Source organism: Nonomuraea solani (genome assembly GCF_900108335.1).
Taxonomy (GTDB): domain Bacteria; phylum Actinomycetota; class Actinomycetes; order Streptosporangiales; family Streptosporangiaceae; genus Nonomuraea; species Nonomuraea solani.
Map to the genome: position 1 here is coordinate 235,753 of NZ_FNVT01000004.1, position 16,921 is coordinate 252,673.

Below are 16,921 nucleotides of genomic sequence, written 5' to 3' on the forward strand. Positions count from 1 at the left end.
CGACCGGAAGTGCAGTCCGCCCGGCCGATACGGTCACCGACCGTCCCCGGACCCGCACCTTAGCGACTTCGTTCCTGCTCTCCCAGGCTTCTGTCGCATACGGCATGAACCGAGGGTAAGCGGAACCTTACGGGACATGTTCGACTCTTGGACACCATGTCCAAGAAGTCGTGACTCGATTGCGACATTGCCTCACAAGCCCCAGCCACCCCACTGGCTGGAGCCTCGATGGCCGCCTACCCGAGTGACCACTCCGGAGGCCGACCGCACTCCTGACCAGGCACCTCAGAAGCGACCGCTACGACCAACCAGGCCATCTTCAGGGCCCACTCTCGTCCCGACCAGGCGCCCTGGAAGCGACCACTACTGCCAGCCAAACACTCTGGGATCGACCACCTCCCCCGACCAGGCACCTCTGAACGACCGCCATCGCCGGGCAAGCACCTTCGGGATCAGTTCCCCTCCCGACCGGGCACCTTCGGAATGAGCCACCGCTACCGCAGCCAGCCTGGCATCTCGGGGATCGGCCGCCCTCCCAACCAAGCACCTCCGGAATCAACCACCGCTACCGCAGCCAACCAGACACCTCCGAAATCGGCCGCCCTCCCAACCAAGCACCTCCGGAATCAACCACCGCTACCGCAGCCAACCAGGCGCCTCGGGGATCAACAGCCCAGTCAACCAAGGCACCTCTGGTGATGAGAGAACCGCTTTCGCACATCGGCGAGCCCACTTGGCCTGTGTCCCGATTGCGGTTCCCCATCACCCATCGCCCCTCGTTCGCCAGCGTCGCCGCCGCTCTCACCGCCCATTGATCACCGCTCGCAAGTCACCGGTCGTCTACTGCGCCGACGCGTCTTGTCTGTTCCCGTCTGTTCCCGCGCCTCGTATGGCACTGTTGCCTCTCGCCTCTGCCTTGACCCTCGATCCCGCCTCTCGTCTCCTCGCTGTTCTTCCTCTTGATCAGTTGCCTGCTCCAGTCGTGCCCTAGCGATCGTTTTCAAGGAGCGTGGGCGCTGGGCCTGCGCGCGATCGTCCCGTTATGGTGCGGCTGCCTAATAACGGCAGCGAGATCGATAACGCCATCCAGACGTCGGCGATATCGTTCGTAATTTTGCACTCGGTCAACTCGACGCCGTTCCGTGCGGCGAGCTTGCCGGCTTTTGCGCAGGCGGCCTCTGGGTCGATCACCGCCGACCTGGCCGCTGCCAGGGCGCTCAGGTCGGCGGCGCTGTTGACGCGATGGCGGGCTATGCGTACGGAGCCCACCGTTGCCACCGTCGTGGCGAGTGCCATGAGGAGGCTCATGAAGGCCACGCCCCAAAGCGTGGCCGAGCCGCGATCTTTAGCGTTCATTTCCATTTCCTGGTCGTCCTTGCAAGGCTCAGATCTATCTGCGGGCTGGGCACCAGGGTCGCGATTGACGTCATGGTTCGGTGTTGGTGATGGCTGCTGCCGATACGCGGACTGCGGGCAAGGATCGGCCCCACGCGGGGCGTACTTCCACTGTGATCTGCACTTTTGTGAACTCTGGGTCTCGGGTTACGTCTACTTCCGCGTCTGGGCGGGTGACTGAGCGGGCGAAGTCTCGTACCTGGTCTAGGGGTTCGCCTCTGGCCGCGGCTCGGGCGGCTGTCCGGGCCGCGTCCACGCATTCGAGTTGGGCGCCTACGGCCTGGATCGCCCACAGAGCGGCTGCCAGAACGACCATGAGCGCGGGCAGCATCGCGGCGGTCTCGGCGGTTACCGAACCTCGCGATGCCGACCGCTTGGCGCTCCTGGAAGTCCGCGGGTGGCGGAGGGTCATTCCTTGGTGGTGTTGAGGGCTCGGTCGATGAGGGCGGTCAGCATTTCCTGGACTTCCGGACTACTTACGATCTTGAAAAGGAGTGCGGCGAAGGCGCAGGCCGCAATGGTTCCTACCGCGTATTCGGCCGTGGACATGCCGCGCTCTCCATTGACCACCGCGTAGTGGAGCCACTTGTTGCATCGCTGCCATGGCTTCTTGGCGGGGCGGCGCGCTGGGCCGGGTGCGGATGACTTGTGGAGTGTGGCGTGAAGGTCTTCCCGCAGGGTGGCATTTGTGCTGCTGTCTGAGGAGTCTTGGTCAGTTTTGGCGGCTGATATCGGGTGAGATGTGCTGCGGCATGGGGTCTGGACGCTTGACGTCTGGGAGTTCGTTACGTGGGCGCTTGACGGGTGGAGGTTCAGAGCGTGGAGGCTCGACGTCTGGGCGCTTGGTGTCTTCAGGTTCGGCGTCTGAGTGCTCAGTGTGGTGAAGTTCGACTCTTCTGGGGCGGCGTTGATGTCGTCGGGCATGGTGGCGGGACTGTGCATCGTGCCTCCAGGTGATCGGAAAGCCGGGGTCTTGCCCGGCGGGAGGTCCAGAGTGACTGAAGCAGGGGCCCGGCCAGCGGGCCGAGCAGCGTTCTGTGGATAAAGGGCGTCGATCGAGGGGTGGTTGTGGATGGACGAGGCGGCACCTGGCAGAGCCGCTGAAACGACGGCCGCTCCCGGTGCTGTAATGGGCGATAACCGCAGCCACAGCTCAACGGCAGAGATGAGGCCAGACCCGAGGGCCAGGTAGAAGGACTGAAGGTCGGGGACGGTAGGGGGAAGGTCGCAGGCCGGAGGCACGCCACAGTCTCAGCGTGTGACTGCAGGCCGGGAGCGCGTCGCAGTGCCAAGGCGGTCGCGCTTCGTGCGGCGTCGCGCTTCGTGCGGCGTCGCGCTTCGTGCGGCGTCGCGCTTCGTGCGGCGTCGCGGATGCGGCGGGCTTCCAGCGCGGCCGCGTCCGCGGTGAGCGCTCCGACCTGGAGCGCGGCGGCCAGGCCGGCGACGACGTGGTCGTGCTGCATGTGCCGATGCAGCAGCAGAACCTCGATCAGAGCGCGGGCGCCGGCGGTGTCGCCGTGGGCGTTGCAGGCGGCTGTCCACCAGGCTTAGTGGATCGGGGTGAACTTGCCCGCGGCCTGGGCCTGTTCGAGGACCGTGGCGCCGGGCAGCGCGCCCGGTTTGCGCAGCAGCGCTTCGAGATAGTGATCGAGCTCAAGCCGTGATCCGCTCTTGGTCAGCAGCCGTTCGTGCTGGGCGATCTCGGTGCGGCCGTCGAACACCACGAGCTCGGAGGCGTGCAGCAAGACCCGGACCTGGCAGCCGATGAACCGGGTCGGGACCGAGTAACGGTTGGTGCGGACGGTGATCTGTTCTCTGAACTTTCAGAGTCAGGGCTTTGGAGTAGCCGAGGGCACTTGGTGTCATCGCAGGGCCGCCGCGAAGACCAGGCGGTTGGTGCTGGTGTAAGCGTGTTCACGTTCGGACCATGCGATGCGGGAGGTGATCTGTTCGGGAGTGGCCGGACAAGTGCCGGGGTCGGTCCGGCGTTCTGCCCACCATCGGGCATTACGGGATTGGCGATCGAGAATCGCGTCGAGGACATCAGCACGGCGCGCGGCAGGGAGTCCGTAGGCGTCGGCGAGTACCCGCACCTGGGCGGCTTGCGCAGTGGCCGGCGGCGCGGTGGTCTTGGAGGAGATGCACCATGTCCAGGCCATGTATCCGATGTCCTCAAGTGGATCGCCCGGGGCAGCGGTGTCGAAGTCGATGAAGGCGACTGGTAGCCCGGCGCGGAACACCGTGTTGTTAGGTCCGGGGTCGTGATGGCAGACGACGGGGTGCTCCCCGGTGAGGCCGCTATTGCGGGTGGCGTCGTGCAGCGAGCGAAGAAGCGCCCCAGCTGAAGCGACTTGAGCGTCGCTCCAGCGCTGGAACCTGTCCGCCACCCAGCCGGGCAGGTAGCTGAAAATATCGCGATCGGCTTCGTCGCGTCCAAGGTAGTGCGGCGCTCCCGTGAACTGACATTGCTCGAGGTGGGTGAGCAGTTGAGCGACGAAGGCGGAGGAGGCCGTGGCGGGCCGTCGAACGGTATCGGCGACACGGACGACGCCTGGGGTGATGCGTCCTCCGGTCAGGGGAACTTCAACGGGGGGGTGCCGCATGGGGGGAGTTGTCCTTTTCAGTGCTTGGAGTGCGTGGGACGGTGTTGAGGCCGGTGATCGTGGGGATGCCGAGGTCGACGACGTGGCGGCTGGAGGGGCGTCGGTCGAGTTGGGCGAGCTTGTCTTGCGCTCCGGCGAGGCTGACCCGGAGCCCTTCGACCTCTCCGAGCCAGCCTTCGCGTTCGGCCTCGGCGATACGGGCCAGTAGGTTGTCGCGGATCTCGACGAGTCGGTCCTGTTGAGCGGGGTCGGGCCAGAGCATGGAGCAGCGAATACAGGCGTGCTCGTGGATGCAGGGCGTGCCGAAGGCGCGGCCGCAGGTGCCAGTGGAGACTTTGCGGCGTTCGAAGTGGCCGAGGAACTCGGCCCACTCCTCGTCGGTGGGGACGCGATATTCCTCACTGGGCCGGAGCGAGCGGCGGCGGGCCAGGAATGCCAGGTGGGCCTGGATGGCCTCATCGGGATAGACGGCCTTGTAGCCCATGGTGACGTTGATGTCGCGGTGACCGGCGATGACCTGGGCGATGTGGGGTGGCAGCCCGTTGAGGACGGCGTCGGTGATGAACAGTCTCCGAAAGTCGTGCGGGGTGAAGTGCAAGGGGCCGCCGGTGGATGGGTCGATCAGACCGGTGCGGGTCAAGGCCTTGTGCAGAAGCGTGGCGACGAGGTTGACGCTGATCTGCTGGATCTCTGGCCCGAGCCGGCGTTGGAACAGCAGCGGAGCGGGCGGCCGCCAGACGAGTTCGTGGCTGTCTCGGGAACGGATGAGCGGGACAGCGCCGGTGTGGTCGCGGATCCGGGAGATGACGGCGCTGAGCACGTCGGCCAGATCGGGGCTGACGATGAGCAACCGTTCGGCGTCCGTCTTGGACGGAGCGATCTGCAACAGCGGCACCAGCTCTCCGGTGCTAGGAAGCCGATATTGCACCAGGCTATGGTGGCTGAGCTCAAGTAGTTCCTCGGCCCGGATGCCAGTGTGGCGGAGCACTTCGATGATCGCCCAAGCCCAGAAGGCGTGCTCCTCTTCTCGGTTCAGCTGACGCCGCTGGCCGGTCACTGGGTCGTGAGCCCAGATGTTGTCCGGGGAGGCGTGTGGCCGAACGGAGCGCACCAGAGTTTGTCCGGCGGCGCTGAACTGCTGTCCGGGCGTGGTGCAGCGAGCGGCGGATAACAGCGCCTGGGCGTCCTTGCGCCACTGATCGGTGGTATTGACCAGGACGGGGAGAACCGGCAGCCGTTCTCGGGTCCGGGCATCCATGCGCGCCTTGCGTCGCCGCTCGAACTTGCGGCGCGACAGGTCATGTGGGGTGATGGGGCAGGGTGCCACCCACGGACCCCACCGGGCTGGATCGTGCAGAGCCCATTCGGCCAGGTCCAGGTAGAAGGCCCGGACGCTGGCGATGGTATCGAGGTAGCTGAGCCGTTCGACTTCCATCGCGACCTTCTCGCCCGTGGGCGTGGTGGTCGTCTTGTTGCGGGTTCTCAGTCGCTGTTTCCAGGCGCTGGCGACCTCACGTGGCAGGTGGAGCGAGTCGATCCCGGCATGGTGCTGTTCGAGGTCCCGCCAAAAGCACCTGACCAGCTGATAGGCCAGGCCCACCAGGGTCGAGTAGTCGATCGCGGGCTGCCGTTCCTTGAGGTAGTCAACCAGCAGGTCGCGAATGGGATGGCAGGCGAGGTGATGCCGGTCAACCAGGTCCTCGACAGTGTGCTGGCCCAGGCTGCGGATCTCACGCAAGGTGGGGACGTCCAGCCCGAAGATGCCCATGTCGCGCAAGGCCTTGAAGGAGGCCTCACCCGACCGGAGCTGGCCGCGCAACTCCAGTTCGGCGTCCAGGACCTCCAAAAGGTCGCCGATGGTGATGTCGGCTAGGGTGCCGCCCTTGGCCGCGACGATCGCCGCGGTGCGGAACAGGATGTTGCCGATGGCGTGCGGGCCGATCCCGGGGTCTTGCTCGCAGTGGCGACGCAACTTCGCGAACCCTTCCGGATCCCGCGCAAGGGTCATGTTCCGGGCGAGTTTGCGCTTCTTGCCACCGGTGAGAAGCCAGCGCAGCGAGGGCCGCACCACGTCGGCGGCGATCAGGACGATCAGCGCGCTGGTCATGGTCTCCAGCCGCGCCGGCGTGTGCTTGTCCTGCTGTTCCAGCCATCGGATCGGGCCCAGCGCCCATGCCTCGCCCGCGTCGTCGGCGCCGCTGGCCAGCCAGCGCTCCTGCCACGTCCGGCCCGGTTGGTCCTCCAGCCAGTCCAACAACCAGATCAGTCCACGACGTCGGAAGTCGCGGTGTCGCGGAGTGTCCGGGTGAATGAAGGCTGCGGTCCACAACTGCTCAACCTGACTGCGGTCTTGGTCGCTCGCCGGCCAGTTGACGGCCACGGGGCGAACCGGCGACTGCGCGAGCGCCGCTCGTGCCATCGTCGACGGCGCAATTCCGTGAGCCGCTCTTCTGAGCGACGATCTGCTCCACGACCGATCGTCGGAGATCACGCTAGTCGTCACGGAGCCTGCCTTCCGAATAGCACATCCAAGGTCTCGGGCCGGTAGCCCGGTGCGGGCGGCGGGATCTTCCGCTCGGCGGCCTGGCGAACCTGCTCGGCATGGTGCGCCAGAACCCGGCGGATCACCTCCTCTTTGCCCGGGGTGAGGTAGATCTGCGTAGTGGTGAGCAGCGCATGCCCAAGCACCAGTTGGACATCGGTGAGCGGCAGATCGGGGTCTTCGGCCATCCGATAGGCCGCGGTATGGCGCAGCGCATGCAATGTCGCCGCACTTCCCGCCGCCTGGCCGGCCCGCTCAAACATGCGGTGCACCGCGTGATAGGTCAGCGGCCGGACCGGACGGCGCAGCGTCCACCACAGCGGCTGCCGCCGGCCGGTGGGGATCAGGCCGTCCATCTCGGCCTGATAGAGCCGTAACCATACGAACGCGTCGCTGGAGGCGGGTAACTCCTGCAACTCGCGGCTGCCTTTCCGGATCACAGTGATGAGCTGGCGACCTGGATCGACCCCACCCTGGGTCACCGACAACAACTCCGAGGCGCGTGCCCCGGTAGAGACATAGAAGGCGACCAGCGCGCGGTCCCGGTTGGAGGAAAGCTTGGCGAAGATCTCGTTGAACTCTGCGTCCGGAACGCTTCGGGGCACTCTGGTGGGAACCCGCGGCCGATACAACCCGGCGCGTTCGTTGCGGTAGGAGTCCATCGGGTTGTGGTGCGCGTGAGCCCGTCCACCTCGCCGCTGCCGGTCCAGCGGGAACGGGTTGATGATCGGGCCTGTCCCCGCTTCCAGGTGAAAGTCATAGAAGGTTCGCAGCACCGTCTCACAATGCGCCCGCACCGACGGCGCGTAGGCCTCGCCCGTCGAGGTGCCTCCGCCTGGCCGGTCAGGCTGGCGCCAGTGCGAACGCGTCGGTTTCCCGGCGATCAGCATCCACCGGCAGAAATCGCGTGCCTCGTTCCTGGTCGCGCGTTGCCACGGCACCTCGATTGCCCACAGAAACCGAAACCAGCGCAGCAGGTCCATCCCGTAGGACCGGCACGTCGACGTCGCTCTGCCTCTGGCCTGCAGGTCGTAGAAGAACACCGTGACTGCCTCGACCGGAGCTCCCTCAGCGTCAACCAGACGGAACGGCTGCCAGGCATTCCCAGTCTCCTCCAGCCCACCCACCAACGGAACCACCAATGAGGCAAGATCCCGCGGTTCCTCCTCGTCGAACATGGCCAGTGACCGTAGCTCAACCTCCGGCCGTATGCCCCCTGAACTGGTGAAATACCCCAGGTAGTTCAGTCAACGAGTGGGAGAACCGGTCGACCCGTGGGGTGAACCAGCGGCCGGTCTCGAACGTCTCGACGGGCAACGGCTTCAACGACGGCCGTTCGACGGCGAACAGCTCGCCGATCGTGCGGGGACGGGTCCCGATCCGCCGGGCCTCGTCGGCCAGATCCCACTCGTCGATCAGCATGTTCAGTGGCGCCAGCGAGTCGATCTCGGGGACGGAACGAAGTGGTTGCGGCGAAACCAGCCGATCTGGCCCTCGACGCCGCCTTTCTCGTGGGCGCCCTCGATTCCCGGCGTGCAGTAGAACGGCTCGATGCCGTAGTGGGACCGAAACGCGGTCCACCGGTCGGTCTCGACCCGGCGCCACGTGAAGCCGAGCACCGACGCGACCGCGGCCTTCAGGTTGTCATACCGGATCTTGCCGAACGGCACGCCGCCCAGCACTCTGAAAGCGTGCTCGTGGCCCTCGAAGAACGCCTCCTGACCGCCGGAGGCGAACACCCGGTGCACCGCCTTCCCGGAGAACGACCACCGCAGGCAGAACAAATGGCACTTCACCAGCTCGCCCGCAAACGGACCGCGACCTCGCCGAAGTCGACCTCGGCTTCGGCGCCGGCCAGGTGCGACTGCTCGATGAACACCTGCGCCGGGCCACGGCCGGCCTCGACCCGAATCTCCGGCTTCCGCTTGGCGACGTAGGCGCGCACGACCTGGTAGGACACGTCGTCCACCGCGTACTCGTCGATCAACCGGCGATAGATCCGGACCACCGTGTGACGCTGCTTCCTCGGCGCATCCAGATCAGCCAGCAGCATCTGATCGATCACCGGCTTGAACGGATCCAGCTTGGAACGGCGAGGCGCGTACGGTTCCCGAGGTTGCGGCCACGCCGAACTCAGCGCCTTCTGAACAGTCCGCCAGCCCACCCGGTACTTGCGCTCCAGCGCCCGGTTCGCCATGCCCTCGCGAGCGTCACGCCGCAGCGCGGCATACAACTCGACCTTCGACTGACCAGGCGGCATCGGCGGTGCTCCTTCACTGAGCACATTCACCTTGCCACCGCAACCCCGCGAGTGACACTACTTCTCACGAACAACTTCCCAGCTAACCAGCCGGTGACATCCACTCAGACGGACAACTGACAACCCACAAACACCGTCAGAGCCATCCCTGCGAAAACCATTGGTGCCCGGCTTGCTCCGCTGATGGACTGACGTCCTACCGTGAGTCTGCCGCGTGACGGAGGTAGTGGTTGTGACAGGCTATGACGTGCTTGCCGAGGTGTACGAATGGCTCATCTCGGATGCAAAGTTGCCTCCAGCCGAGTTCGCCGCGTCGTTCGACGACGTCCTCAATCTCCTGCCGTCGAACGCTCACGTCCTCGACTGTTCGTGCGGAACCGGACAGTTGGCGGTTGGCCTCGCCGGTCGTGGCATGCAGGTTGTCGCAACTGACGCCAGCGAGGCGATGGTTCGTCGGACTGCAGAGTTGTCTGAGGAGTTCGGGGCATCCGTCCGGGCCGTACGGGCGAACTGGGAAGAGTTGCCCGACCATTTCCAGGACAACACGTTCGACATGGTGTTCTGCGTTGGCAACTCGCTTCACCATGCCGCGGGCGCGACAGGCAGGGGCGCTGCTCTGGAGTCGATGTCACGGCTTCTGCGCCCCGGCGGGCGCTTGGTACTCACATCCCGCACTTGGGAACTCGTGAGGGCCAGAGGTTCCCGGCTGGACATCAGTGACCGACTCGTCCGCCGGAACGGTCGCGATGCCGTCGTGGTCTACCGCTGGGAGATTGCGCCGCATTGGGAGGAGGAGCACCACATCGAGATTGCGATCGCGCAAGTTGATGCGACCGGGTTGGTTCTTGTCCGCTCGGAACTGCTGTCCTGCTGGCCCTACCGGTACGAGGAACTCGAAGTCGAGCTGCACCGGGTCGGACTCCAGACGGAACTGAGCACGTTCGATCTTGAGGCCGAGAACTACATGGTGGTCGCGAGCAAGGTATGAACACCGGACTCTCAGTCCCCGGCCGGACCGCGCGGTTGCTCGCAGGACGCTTGCGCCCTCTCATCGGTGCGGGTTCAAGTGGTCAACGCAACGCCTCGGACGAGGAGTGCTCGTCGATCAGACGGCGGTAGAGCCGGGGTGACGGTGTGGCGCTGTTTCCTGGTCGCGTCCAGATCAATGAGCAGGATCTCGTCGATCAGCAGCGTGAACGGATCCAGCTTCGACGGCCGCGCCGAAGCGGTTGTCGTGCGTGGCTGCGGCCAAACCGAGGTCAGGGCCTTGTTGACCGTGCTCCAGGTGACGCCGTACTTGCACTGCAACGCCCGGTTCGACATGCCATCGCGGGAGTCGCGCCGCAGCGCGGCGTACAACTCGACCTTCGACTGGCCAGGCGGCATCGGGGGTGCTCCTTTACTGAGCACGTCCAGCTTGACACCGCAACCCCGATGGTGCCGTCAGAATTCGCGAACATCTTTCTGGGCCATCACCTGGTGCCGTCAGCTTTCACGAACAACTGACGTCACCAACTACCGACAGAACCACACGACCAGGGGACGGGCACGACCAGGGAAGCGGGGGGATGACCCAGGGAGCGAGGCGACCCAGGGGGGCAGCACGATCCCGGGGAGGGGTGATCCCGGGAAAGGGCGAACCCGGAGAGCGGGGCGAACCCGGAGAGCGGGGCGAACCCGGAGAGCGGGGCGAACCCGGAGAGCGGGGCGAACCCGGAGAGCGGGGCGAGGGTTACGGGAGGATGATGGTTGAGGCGAGGCCGGCTATTACCGGGATGATGCCTAGTAGGACGAATGCTGGTAGGAAGCACAGGCCCAAGGGGGCTACGGCTTTTACGCCGACGCTTCTTGCCGTTGCGACCGATGCTGCTCTTGTGGTTTCGCGGGCGTCGTCGGCCAGGCGGGTCAGGACGTCGGCGACGGGGGCACCACTCTGTGCGGCTCGGCTCATCGCTCGGGAAAGCGTGCCTGTGGCTGGGTCTTTGGCGAGGGTGGCCCAGGTGGGTTCTGGGTCGGCGCCGAGACGTAGTTGGCTGCTTACCCATGCCAGACGTTCGCCCAAAGGGCCGCCTATTGCGTTGGCGGCGATTTCGGTTGCGGCGCTCACCGGGCGTCCGGCCAGAAGGCAAGCTGTCATCAAGTCGGCGGCGAATGGCAGGTCAGTGGCTATTTGTTGGCGGTCGTTCTGGGACTGTTGGGGTTCTCTCCTGTGCAGGAACATTGCGATTGCTGGGGTTATGAGGATGCCTGCTATTACCCCTGTGCTGCCGCCGATCAGTAGTGCTGAGGCGAAGCCTGCGCAGGTGGCGGTGAGCGTTGTTTTGCGGGTGGGTCGGCGTGGATGGCTTTGGGTGGGGTTCAGCCAGGTGGGGTGGTGTGGGTCTTTGTCGGGGAGTGGGAGTGGGTGGCTGCTGCTTGGCTTTGACGGATTCTGTTGGTGGTGGATGAGTGAATGGGCGGGGGAAGGAGGTTTGCTTTTCGGGTGATGATTTGTTGCTGGGTGGGGCTTACTTGTTGGGCGTAGTTGGGTCAGGCGGTCTTTTGGTGTTCTTGGGGGGAGCCATAGCCAGGCAGCCATGCCTGCGCACAAGGCGGACAGTAGCTGGAGCATTCGAGGGCCGATCGGTTGTTAGTGGGTGTTGGGAAGGTTGAGGAGGGCGGGCGGTTCGGCGGGTTATGTGGGTCGGCTTTTAGGTTTGAGTGCGGAGGTTGGTTACGGGGGTCGCTGGTCAGGATTGGGCCTTGGTTGCCATGCGGGTGGTCCACCACAGGCCGCAGATGTCGAGGGCTACTCCCGTTGTCAGGCACATGAAGCCGGGCAGGCTGCCGAAGAGGAAGTCCAGAGGATGCATGTTGAGGGCGCCGGCCATGAGGAGGCCCAGGGCTGGGAGGGCGGCGAGCATTCTGGCCGTGGTGCGGGGGCCGGCCAGTTGTGCGGCTACGTCCTGGCGGTGGGCCTGGGCCGTGCGTAACGTGCTTGCCACTCGGTCTACGAGGGTGGTCATGCCGGCACCTACCGTGATGCCGACATCCCAGCAGGCGGCCAGCTGGCGTAGGCCCTCGCCTCCCTGTGGTGGGGCGGAGGCGGTCAGGGCGGCTGCTACGTCGCCGCCGTCTCTTGCTGCGGCGATGACCGGGCGCAGGAGGTGCTGGTCGGGGAAGTCGACTGAGGTGATGGCTTTGGTCAGGGCTTCGCCGGGGGTGCGGCCTGCGGATAGTTCGGCCGAGAGGGATTGGCACAGCTCGATTGAGGCGCGGCGCCAGGTTTCGGCTCGGCGGGTGGGGTTGGGGCGGGTGAGGAGTTTGGTCAGGGACTGCCATTGAAGGTGTTCGCGGGCTGAGGTGAGTTTGCTCAGGCGGATTGTGGCGACGTCGGGGCCTGTCCACAGCCATATCGCGCAGGCTGTGGACAACGCTGCTACTACGGCATAGGTCATTGCGCGGTCTTTCTCGGCTTATCGTCTTTCGTCGGTTCAAGGGCTCGCACGCCCTGAAGGGTCCCGGATGGTGACCTCATCGGTGTTTCCGTTGCTGGTGCCTGTTGCTGGTGCTTGTGGTGATGGGCGTTCGTGGTGGGCTCGTTGGTGGGTGCGGTTGGCGTTCGTGCTCGTGGGTGTTCGTTGTCGTGGGTGTTCGTGGTGGTTGGTGTGGGTGCAGGGTCCACGGGTTTCGTTATGGGTGGGCTCTTTGGGTGAGGGTGGTGTAGCCGGGGCCGGGTTGGGTTTGGCCTGCGGCGTTGAAGGTCAGGGCTGGGACTGACTGCACGAAGCCGGACGAGGTTCTGGAGAGCAGGCAGATCTCGGCTATGCGTCTTCGGCCGTCCGGGCGGTTGCGGGTCAGGTGGATGACCGCGTCCAGGGCGGCGGCCAGTTGGCTGTGTACGGCCTCTCTGCTCAAGCCCGCCGCGCAGCCCAGTGCCTCCAGGCGAGGGGGGACGTCGGCAGCCGTGTTGGCGTGCAGGGTGCCGCAGCCGCCCTCGTGGCCTGTGTTGAGGGCGGCCAGGAGATCCACTACTTCTGGGCCCCTTACCTCGCCGACCACCAAGCGGTCGGGGCGCATGCGGAGTGCTTGGCGTACCAGGTCGCGCAGGCCCACGCCGCCGGCGCCCTCCAGGTTCGCGGGGCGGGTTTCCAAGCGGACCACGTGAGGGTGGAGAGGGCGGAGTTCGGCTGAGTCCTCTACCAGGAGGAGGCGGTCGCCAGGGTCTGCCAGGGACAGGAGGGCGGACAGGAGGGTGGTCTTGCCGGTGCCTGTGCCGCCCGTCACCAGGAAGGCCAGCCTGGCGTTGACCATGGCCGTGAGCACCGGGATCGCGGTGGGGGTGATCGTCCCCGCGGTGACCAGGTCGGCCAGGGTGAAGGTGCGGCGGGGTGGCAGGCGCAGGGAGATGCAGGTGCCGCCGGAGGCCACTGGTGGGAGTACGGCGTGGAGGCGTACGCCGCCAGGGAGCCGGGCGTCCACGTAGGGGGAAGCGTCGTCCAGGCGTCTGCCCGCGGCGGAGGCCAGACGTTGAGCCAGCCTGCGTACGGCTGCGTCGTCGGTGAATGTCACCGAAGTGCGGCGTAGGCCGGTGCCGTTGTCTATCCACACTTCCCGTGGGCCGTTGACCAGGACGTCCGTTACCTCGGGCTGGGCCAGGAGCGGTTCCAGTGGGCCCGCACCTATCAGGTCGGCGCAGAGGGCTCTGGCCACGGCGAGGATCTCCGCGTCGCCGTATACGGATTTCTCCGCTCTCAGCGCTACCGCTACCTGGGCGGCGCTTGGTTCGACGCCTGTACGGGCGAGGCGTACTCGGACGGCCTCCACCAGCTCCGGGGATACGGCCGCAGGGTGAGCGGGCGGGGTGGGAGTGGTCATGTGGCTGGGAGGAGGTCTTGTAGGAGGGTGGTGCACAGGGCGCCCAATACGGTGCGGGGGCCCAGTTTGGGGAGTTCGCCGCGGTTGAGGGTGGCGGTGAGCCTGGGCTGGTCCGGGAGGTTGCCGGCCGAGGGGATGCCCAGTGATGTCACGGCGATGTCGTCGTCCAGGACGCCTGGGCGGAGGATCGCGCGCAGGTCCGAGGTGTGTTTGCGGGCCTCACCCAGTACTTGGACGGCTGAGAGGATGCCTCGGACGTCTGCGGTGGCCACCGTCAAGGTGGTCTTCGCCCTGGTCAGGGCTGCTATGGAGGCTGGGTCCAGGTGGCGGGGGAGGTCGACGACCACCAGGTCGAAGCCGCGCCTGCCTGCTTCGAGTACCGAGCGCATGGCTTGGGCGGGGATGGGGGCCACCTCGCCTCTGTGGAAGGAGAGGACTGCCAGGTCGCCGAACGACGGCAGTGCCTGTTGCAGTGCGCTCGAACTGATCCGGCCTTCTCTGGCCACCAGGTCGCCCCAGCGGGCTCCTGATGCCTCCTCGTGGCCCAGTAGTGCGTCTATGCCTCCGCCCAGTGGGTCTGCGTCCACCAACAGGGTGCGGAGGTGGTCGGCGGAGGCTCTGAGTGCTAGGCAGGCCGACAGGACGCTGGCTCCGGCCCCGCCTCGGCCGCCCATCACGCAGATGATCGATCCTGAGCGTGGCTCGGGCTCCATGGCGTCGGCGAATCGCTCCACGAGGTGGCGTTCGTCGGTGGGGAGGGTCATGACGGCTTGGGCGCCTACCGCTACGCATTTTCGCCAGGTGTCCGGGTCTTCTGGGTCTCGGGTTACGAGGAGGACCTGGTCTCGGGCTGGTGGGGCGGTGGCGGCCACCTCGTCTGCCTGGTCGGCGCCTATCGCGATGAGAGGGGCGAGGTTCCAGAAGGGGCGGGCGTGGGCGGGGACGTGGGCTACGTCGAGTTGTGCTCCTGCGGCGGCGGCTATTCGGACGAGGTCGTCCAGGAGGGCGTGGTCTTCGGTTATGACCAAGGGGCGGTGCATGGTGGCCTCCCTGCGTGGTGGGTTGGGAGGCCACTTTGCTGGGGGCGGGGGTGGGGTGGTGGGGGTGAACGGGATTCTGGGGATTGTGGGGGGTGGGGTGGTGGGGGCTGTGGATAACTCTGTTCGTTCGGCTGGGGCGGGGCTCATGGGGCGGGGCTGGCGCGCGGCGAGGGTGCGATCCCAGGGCGAGTCCCGTCTTCGACGGGCCAGGGCCGGGACCTGGGCCGGAGCCGAGGGCGAGCCAGGAGGTGGCGGCGCAGGGGCTGGTGGCGGGCCGAATCGAGGCGGAGGTCGATGGCAGGGCGGGCCGGGTCTGAAGCTGGAACTGGGGCCGGTGGCAAGGCTGGTGCCGATGGTGGGCCAGAGTTGGCGGGGCCGGGTCGTGGAAGAGGCCGGCGGCTGGATGGGCCAGGGCCGGTGGCGTGACCGGGGCTGGGACCGGGGGCGTAGCCGAGCCTGCGGCGTAGCGGGGGCCGATGGCGTAGCGGGGGCCGATGGCGTAGCCGAGCCTGCGGCGTAGCCGGGGCTGAAGCCCTGCGGCGTAGCGGGGCAGGGTGGGGAAAAGGGGCGACCCCCGCCGGGGGGGAGAGCGGGGGTCGCCTGATCGGTCCGGCTCCGGGGGGGTAGAGCCGGTCCCGTTTCAGAAGAAAGCTTTCATCACTAGACCGGAGCCTGGCAAGGGACTTGCAAAGCAATCCCGTGCAAGGTCGCTCCGGATTCGGGCGATACCACCGTATGCTGCCCGATCGACTCGAGTTTCGTCGAGGAGCAATCTCGCATTTTCGCCAAGTTTTTTCGCCACCCCATAACGATCACATAAAGGCGATCACCCTCCGTAATCATCACAGCTTGGTAACCGAGTAGAGCGAGACCCAGTACCCATACACGCCAGGCACTCCGTCATGGACAGGTAAAGGTCTTGGTCTGAGGGGTTCCCATCAGGGCGGATCCGTCGTAGAAAGGTGACACGGACCACTTGTCCGGGTGCATCAACCGGGCACCCACGCGCGACCAGCCGCGGGAGGCGCGTCGAGACGGGCTTGACCCGCTCCGACGGATAGAGGTGCACGCTTGGTAACCCGGTGTGATGCACCGGCGGACGGCGTCTCTTGATTGAGACGCCGTCAGCTATGTCCGCACCCCTCCAAGCCCTCCGGGCCGCCACTCTGCCGAGTCGGTTCCCTTCAGCGCGTGATCGCGTCAGCCCCTCTGCATGGCTTCACAGATCGCGGTCGTCTCGCGTACGCCGAGGGTTACCGCGGAGGCACAGTGTTGTACCCAGCGGGCGACGCCCTCCGGTGACCCGCTCAGGTACGCCCCCAGGGCTTCGGCGTACGGCAGCTCCAGGTGCCCCACTTCCACCGCCACCAGCGACTTCGGATCCAGGCCGTACTCCACCAGTGTCAGCCGCTCGGCGGAGCGTGCGACGATCCCGTCCGCTGAGCCGAACGGGCGCAGGACGGCCAACTCGGCGTGGACGATGGCGGCCAGGACTATCGCGGGCGCTTTCGTGGGCTGGTCCAGCAGGGTGAGCAGGCCGTCCACACGCGCCGCGGCATCGGCCGCGAGAGGGGCAGGGCCCAGGAGGAGGCTTAGAGGGTCCGAAGCGGGCGCGACGGGAGGGGGCAGGTCCGTACCAGGCGCGCCAGAGGAGGGCAGGTCTGGGCCAGGCGCGTCCGAGGAGGGCAGGTCAGAGAAGCCCCGCGGCCGTCCCAGCCCCTCAGCCGGTGTGAGGCCGGCCGCCGCCACCGCGTGCAGCCGCGCCAGCACCTGCCTGGGCGCCTTCCGCCAGGTCGAGCCCAGCCGCCCCAGCTCCGCCGAAGCCCGCAACGCCCCCTGCACCACCGGATCGTGGATCTCGTCCCGCCGCAGCGCGTCCAGCGACACGTCGACGCCTTCGAGGGCGGCCGACGCCCGAGCGCCCCGCAGGGACGACTCCGTGGACACCGCCGGGCTGGCCCGGCGCAGGACGCGGTGCCGGTAGAGCCTGTCGACGGCCTGCCGGGCCTCCTCCACCGCCTCCGGGACGCCGGGGAACTGGGCGATGACGGCCAATGGGTCACTCACGGAACCTGACCTTACCCGCGGGTAGCGCAAGAACCGAGCATGACAAGAAGTGACAGGAAGTGACCGGCGGATGCGAGAGGCGCGCCGCATGGGGCCCAAGAGCGCAGCGGTACGAGAGGAAAGCGCGGTGACCGGACGCACAGCCCGAGCGTACGAG

The 16,921-nt window shown here is 66.6% G+C and carries 17 protein-coding genes; 1 reads left to right on the forward strand and 16 read right to left on the reverse strand.

Annotated elements, in window-relative coordinates; all coding sequences use genetic code 11:
* Positions 1 to 987: 987 nt before the first annotated feature.
* The 10 genes from C4V41_RS16645 to C4V41_RS62970 form a co-directional block, all read right to left on the reverse strand.
* Positions 988 to 1,356, reverse strand: coding sequence for an Rv3654c family TadE-like protein (locus C4V41_RS16645; protein ID WP_160150302.1), 369 nt, complete (start codon positions 1,354 to 1,356; stop codon positions 988 to 990).
* A gap of 70 nt (positions 1,357 to 1,426) precedes the next feature.
* A complete protein-coding gene (locus tag C4V41_RS64215) occupies positions 1,427 to 1,807 on the reverse strand; it encodes a TadE family type IV pilus minor pilin (RefSeq protein WP_103956796.1) in 381 nt (126 codons plus the stop codon).
* Positions 1,804 to 2,319: a DUF4244 domain-containing protein gene (locus C4V41_RS65850; RefSeq protein WP_327537457.1), complete on the reverse strand. Its 516-nt coding sequence runs from the start codon at positions 2,317 to 2,319 to the stop codon at positions 1,804 to 1,806. Before C4V41_RS65850 ends, C4V41_RS64215 begins: the two co-directional genes overlap by 4 nt.
* Before the next feature lie 623 nt (positions 2,320 to 2,942).
* Positions 2,943 to 3,203 (reverse strand): Mu transposase domain-containing protein, encoded by a 261-nt coding sequence (locus tag C4V41_RS62955; RefSeq protein ID WP_407670013.1) that lies wholly within the window; start codon positions 3,201 to 3,203, stop codon positions 2,943 to 2,945.
* A gap of 54 nt (positions 3,204 to 3,257) precedes the next feature.
* Positions 3,258 to 3,998, reverse strand: a complete 741-nt coding sequence (locus tag C4V41_RS16665; RefSeq protein ID WP_103956797.1) for a phosphotransferase family protein — start codon at positions 3,996 to 3,998, stop codon at positions 3,258 to 3,260.
* Positions 3,979 to 6,378 (reverse strand): tyrosine-type recombinase/integrase, encoded by a 2,400-nt coding sequence (locus C4V41_RS16670; protein ID WP_200824026.1) that lies wholly within the window; start codon positions 6,376 to 6,378, stop codon positions 3,979 to 3,981. The genes C4V41_RS16665 and C4V41_RS16670 overlap by 20 nt, the downstream gene beginning before the upstream one ends.
* A 119-nt stretch (positions 6,379 to 6,497) precedes the next feature.
* Positions 6,498 to 7,718: a tyrosine-type recombinase/integrase gene (locus tag C4V41_RS16675; RefSeq protein ID WP_103956799.1), complete on the reverse strand. Its 1,221-nt coding sequence runs from the start codon at positions 7,716 to 7,718 to the stop codon at positions 6,498 to 6,500.
* Positions 7,719 to 7,734: 16 nt separating this feature from the next.
* The gene (locus C4V41_RS62960) at positions 7,735 to 7,962 is read right to left on the reverse strand and encodes a hypothetical protein (protein ID WP_200824027.1); all 228 of its coding nucleotides are present in this window, start codon (positions 7,960 to 7,962) and stop codon (positions 7,735 to 7,737) included.
* Positions 7,963 to 7,964: 2 nt separating this feature from the next.
* The gene (locus C4V41_RS62965) at positions 7,965 to 8,336 is read right to left on the reverse strand and encodes a transposase (protein WP_200824028.1); all 372 of its coding nucleotides are present in this window, start codon (positions 8,334 to 8,336) and stop codon (positions 7,965 to 7,967) included.
* Complete coding sequence (locus C4V41_RS62970) at positions 8,333 to 8,800, reverse strand: hypothetical protein (RefSeq protein WP_200824029.1); 468 nt, start codon at positions 8,798 to 8,800, stop codon at positions 8,333 to 8,335. Before C4V41_RS62970 ends, C4V41_RS62965 begins: the two co-directional genes overlap by 4 nt.
* Before the next feature lie 214 nt (positions 8,801 to 9,014).
* Here C4V41_RS62970 and C4V41_RS16685 point away from each other — a divergent pair, with 214 nt between their 5' ends.
* The gene (locus tag C4V41_RS16685; protein ID WP_200824030.1) at positions 9,015 to 9,788 is read left to right on the forward strand and encodes a class I SAM-dependent methyltransferase; all 774 of its coding nucleotides are present in this window, start codon (positions 9,015 to 9,017) and stop codon (positions 9,786 to 9,788) included.
* A gap of 74 nt (positions 9,789 to 9,862) precedes the next feature.
* On the opposite strand, the gene C4V41_RS16690 is transcribed toward C4V41_RS16685, so the two are convergent.
* The 6 genes from C4V41_RS16690 to C4V41_RS16715 all read right to left on the reverse strand — a co-directional run bounded on the left by C4V41_RS16690 (position 9,863) and on the right by C4V41_RS16715 (position 16,764).
* A complete protein-coding gene (locus tag C4V41_RS16690) occupies positions 9,863 to 10,186 on the reverse strand; it encodes a hypothetical protein (RefSeq protein WP_103956800.1) in 324 nt (107 codons plus the stop codon).
* Between the two features lie 346 nt (positions 10,187 to 10,532).
* On the reverse strand, positions 10,533 to 11,411 hold the full coding sequence (locus tag C4V41_RS65855) for a type II secretion system F family protein (protein WP_327537458.1): 879 nt from the start codon (positions 11,409 to 11,411) through the stop codon (positions 10,533 to 10,535).
* 118 nt (positions 11,412 to 11,529) lie between these two features.
* Positions 11,530 to 12,237 carry a type II secretion system F family protein gene (locus C4V41_RS16700; protein WP_103956801.1) on the reverse strand — a complete coding sequence of 236 codons (708 nt, stop codon included), beginning with the start codon at positions 12,235 to 12,237 and terminating at the stop codon, positions 11,530 to 11,532.
* Positions 12,238 to 12,472: 235 nt separating this feature from the next.
* On the reverse strand, positions 12,473 to 13,657 hold the full coding sequence (locus tag C4V41_RS16705; protein ID WP_103956802.1) for a TadA family conjugal transfer-associated ATPase: 1,185 nt from the start codon (positions 13,655 to 13,657) through the stop codon (positions 12,473 to 12,475).
* Positions 13,654 to 14,697, reverse strand: coding sequence for a septum site-determining protein Ssd (gene ssd / locus C4V41_RS16710; protein ID WP_103956803.1), 1,044 nt, complete (start codon positions 14,695 to 14,697; stop codon positions 13,654 to 13,656). The genes C4V41_RS16705 and ssd overlap by 4 nt, the downstream gene beginning before the upstream one ends.
* A gap of 1,200 nt (positions 14,698 to 15,897) precedes the next feature.
* Positions 15,898 to 16,764 (reverse strand): Fic family protein, encoded by an 867-nt coding sequence (locus tag C4V41_RS16715; RefSeq protein ID WP_103956804.1) that lies wholly within the window; start codon positions 16,762 to 16,764, stop codon positions 15,898 to 15,900.
* Between the last annotated feature and the right edge of the window lie 157 nt (positions 16,765 to 16,921).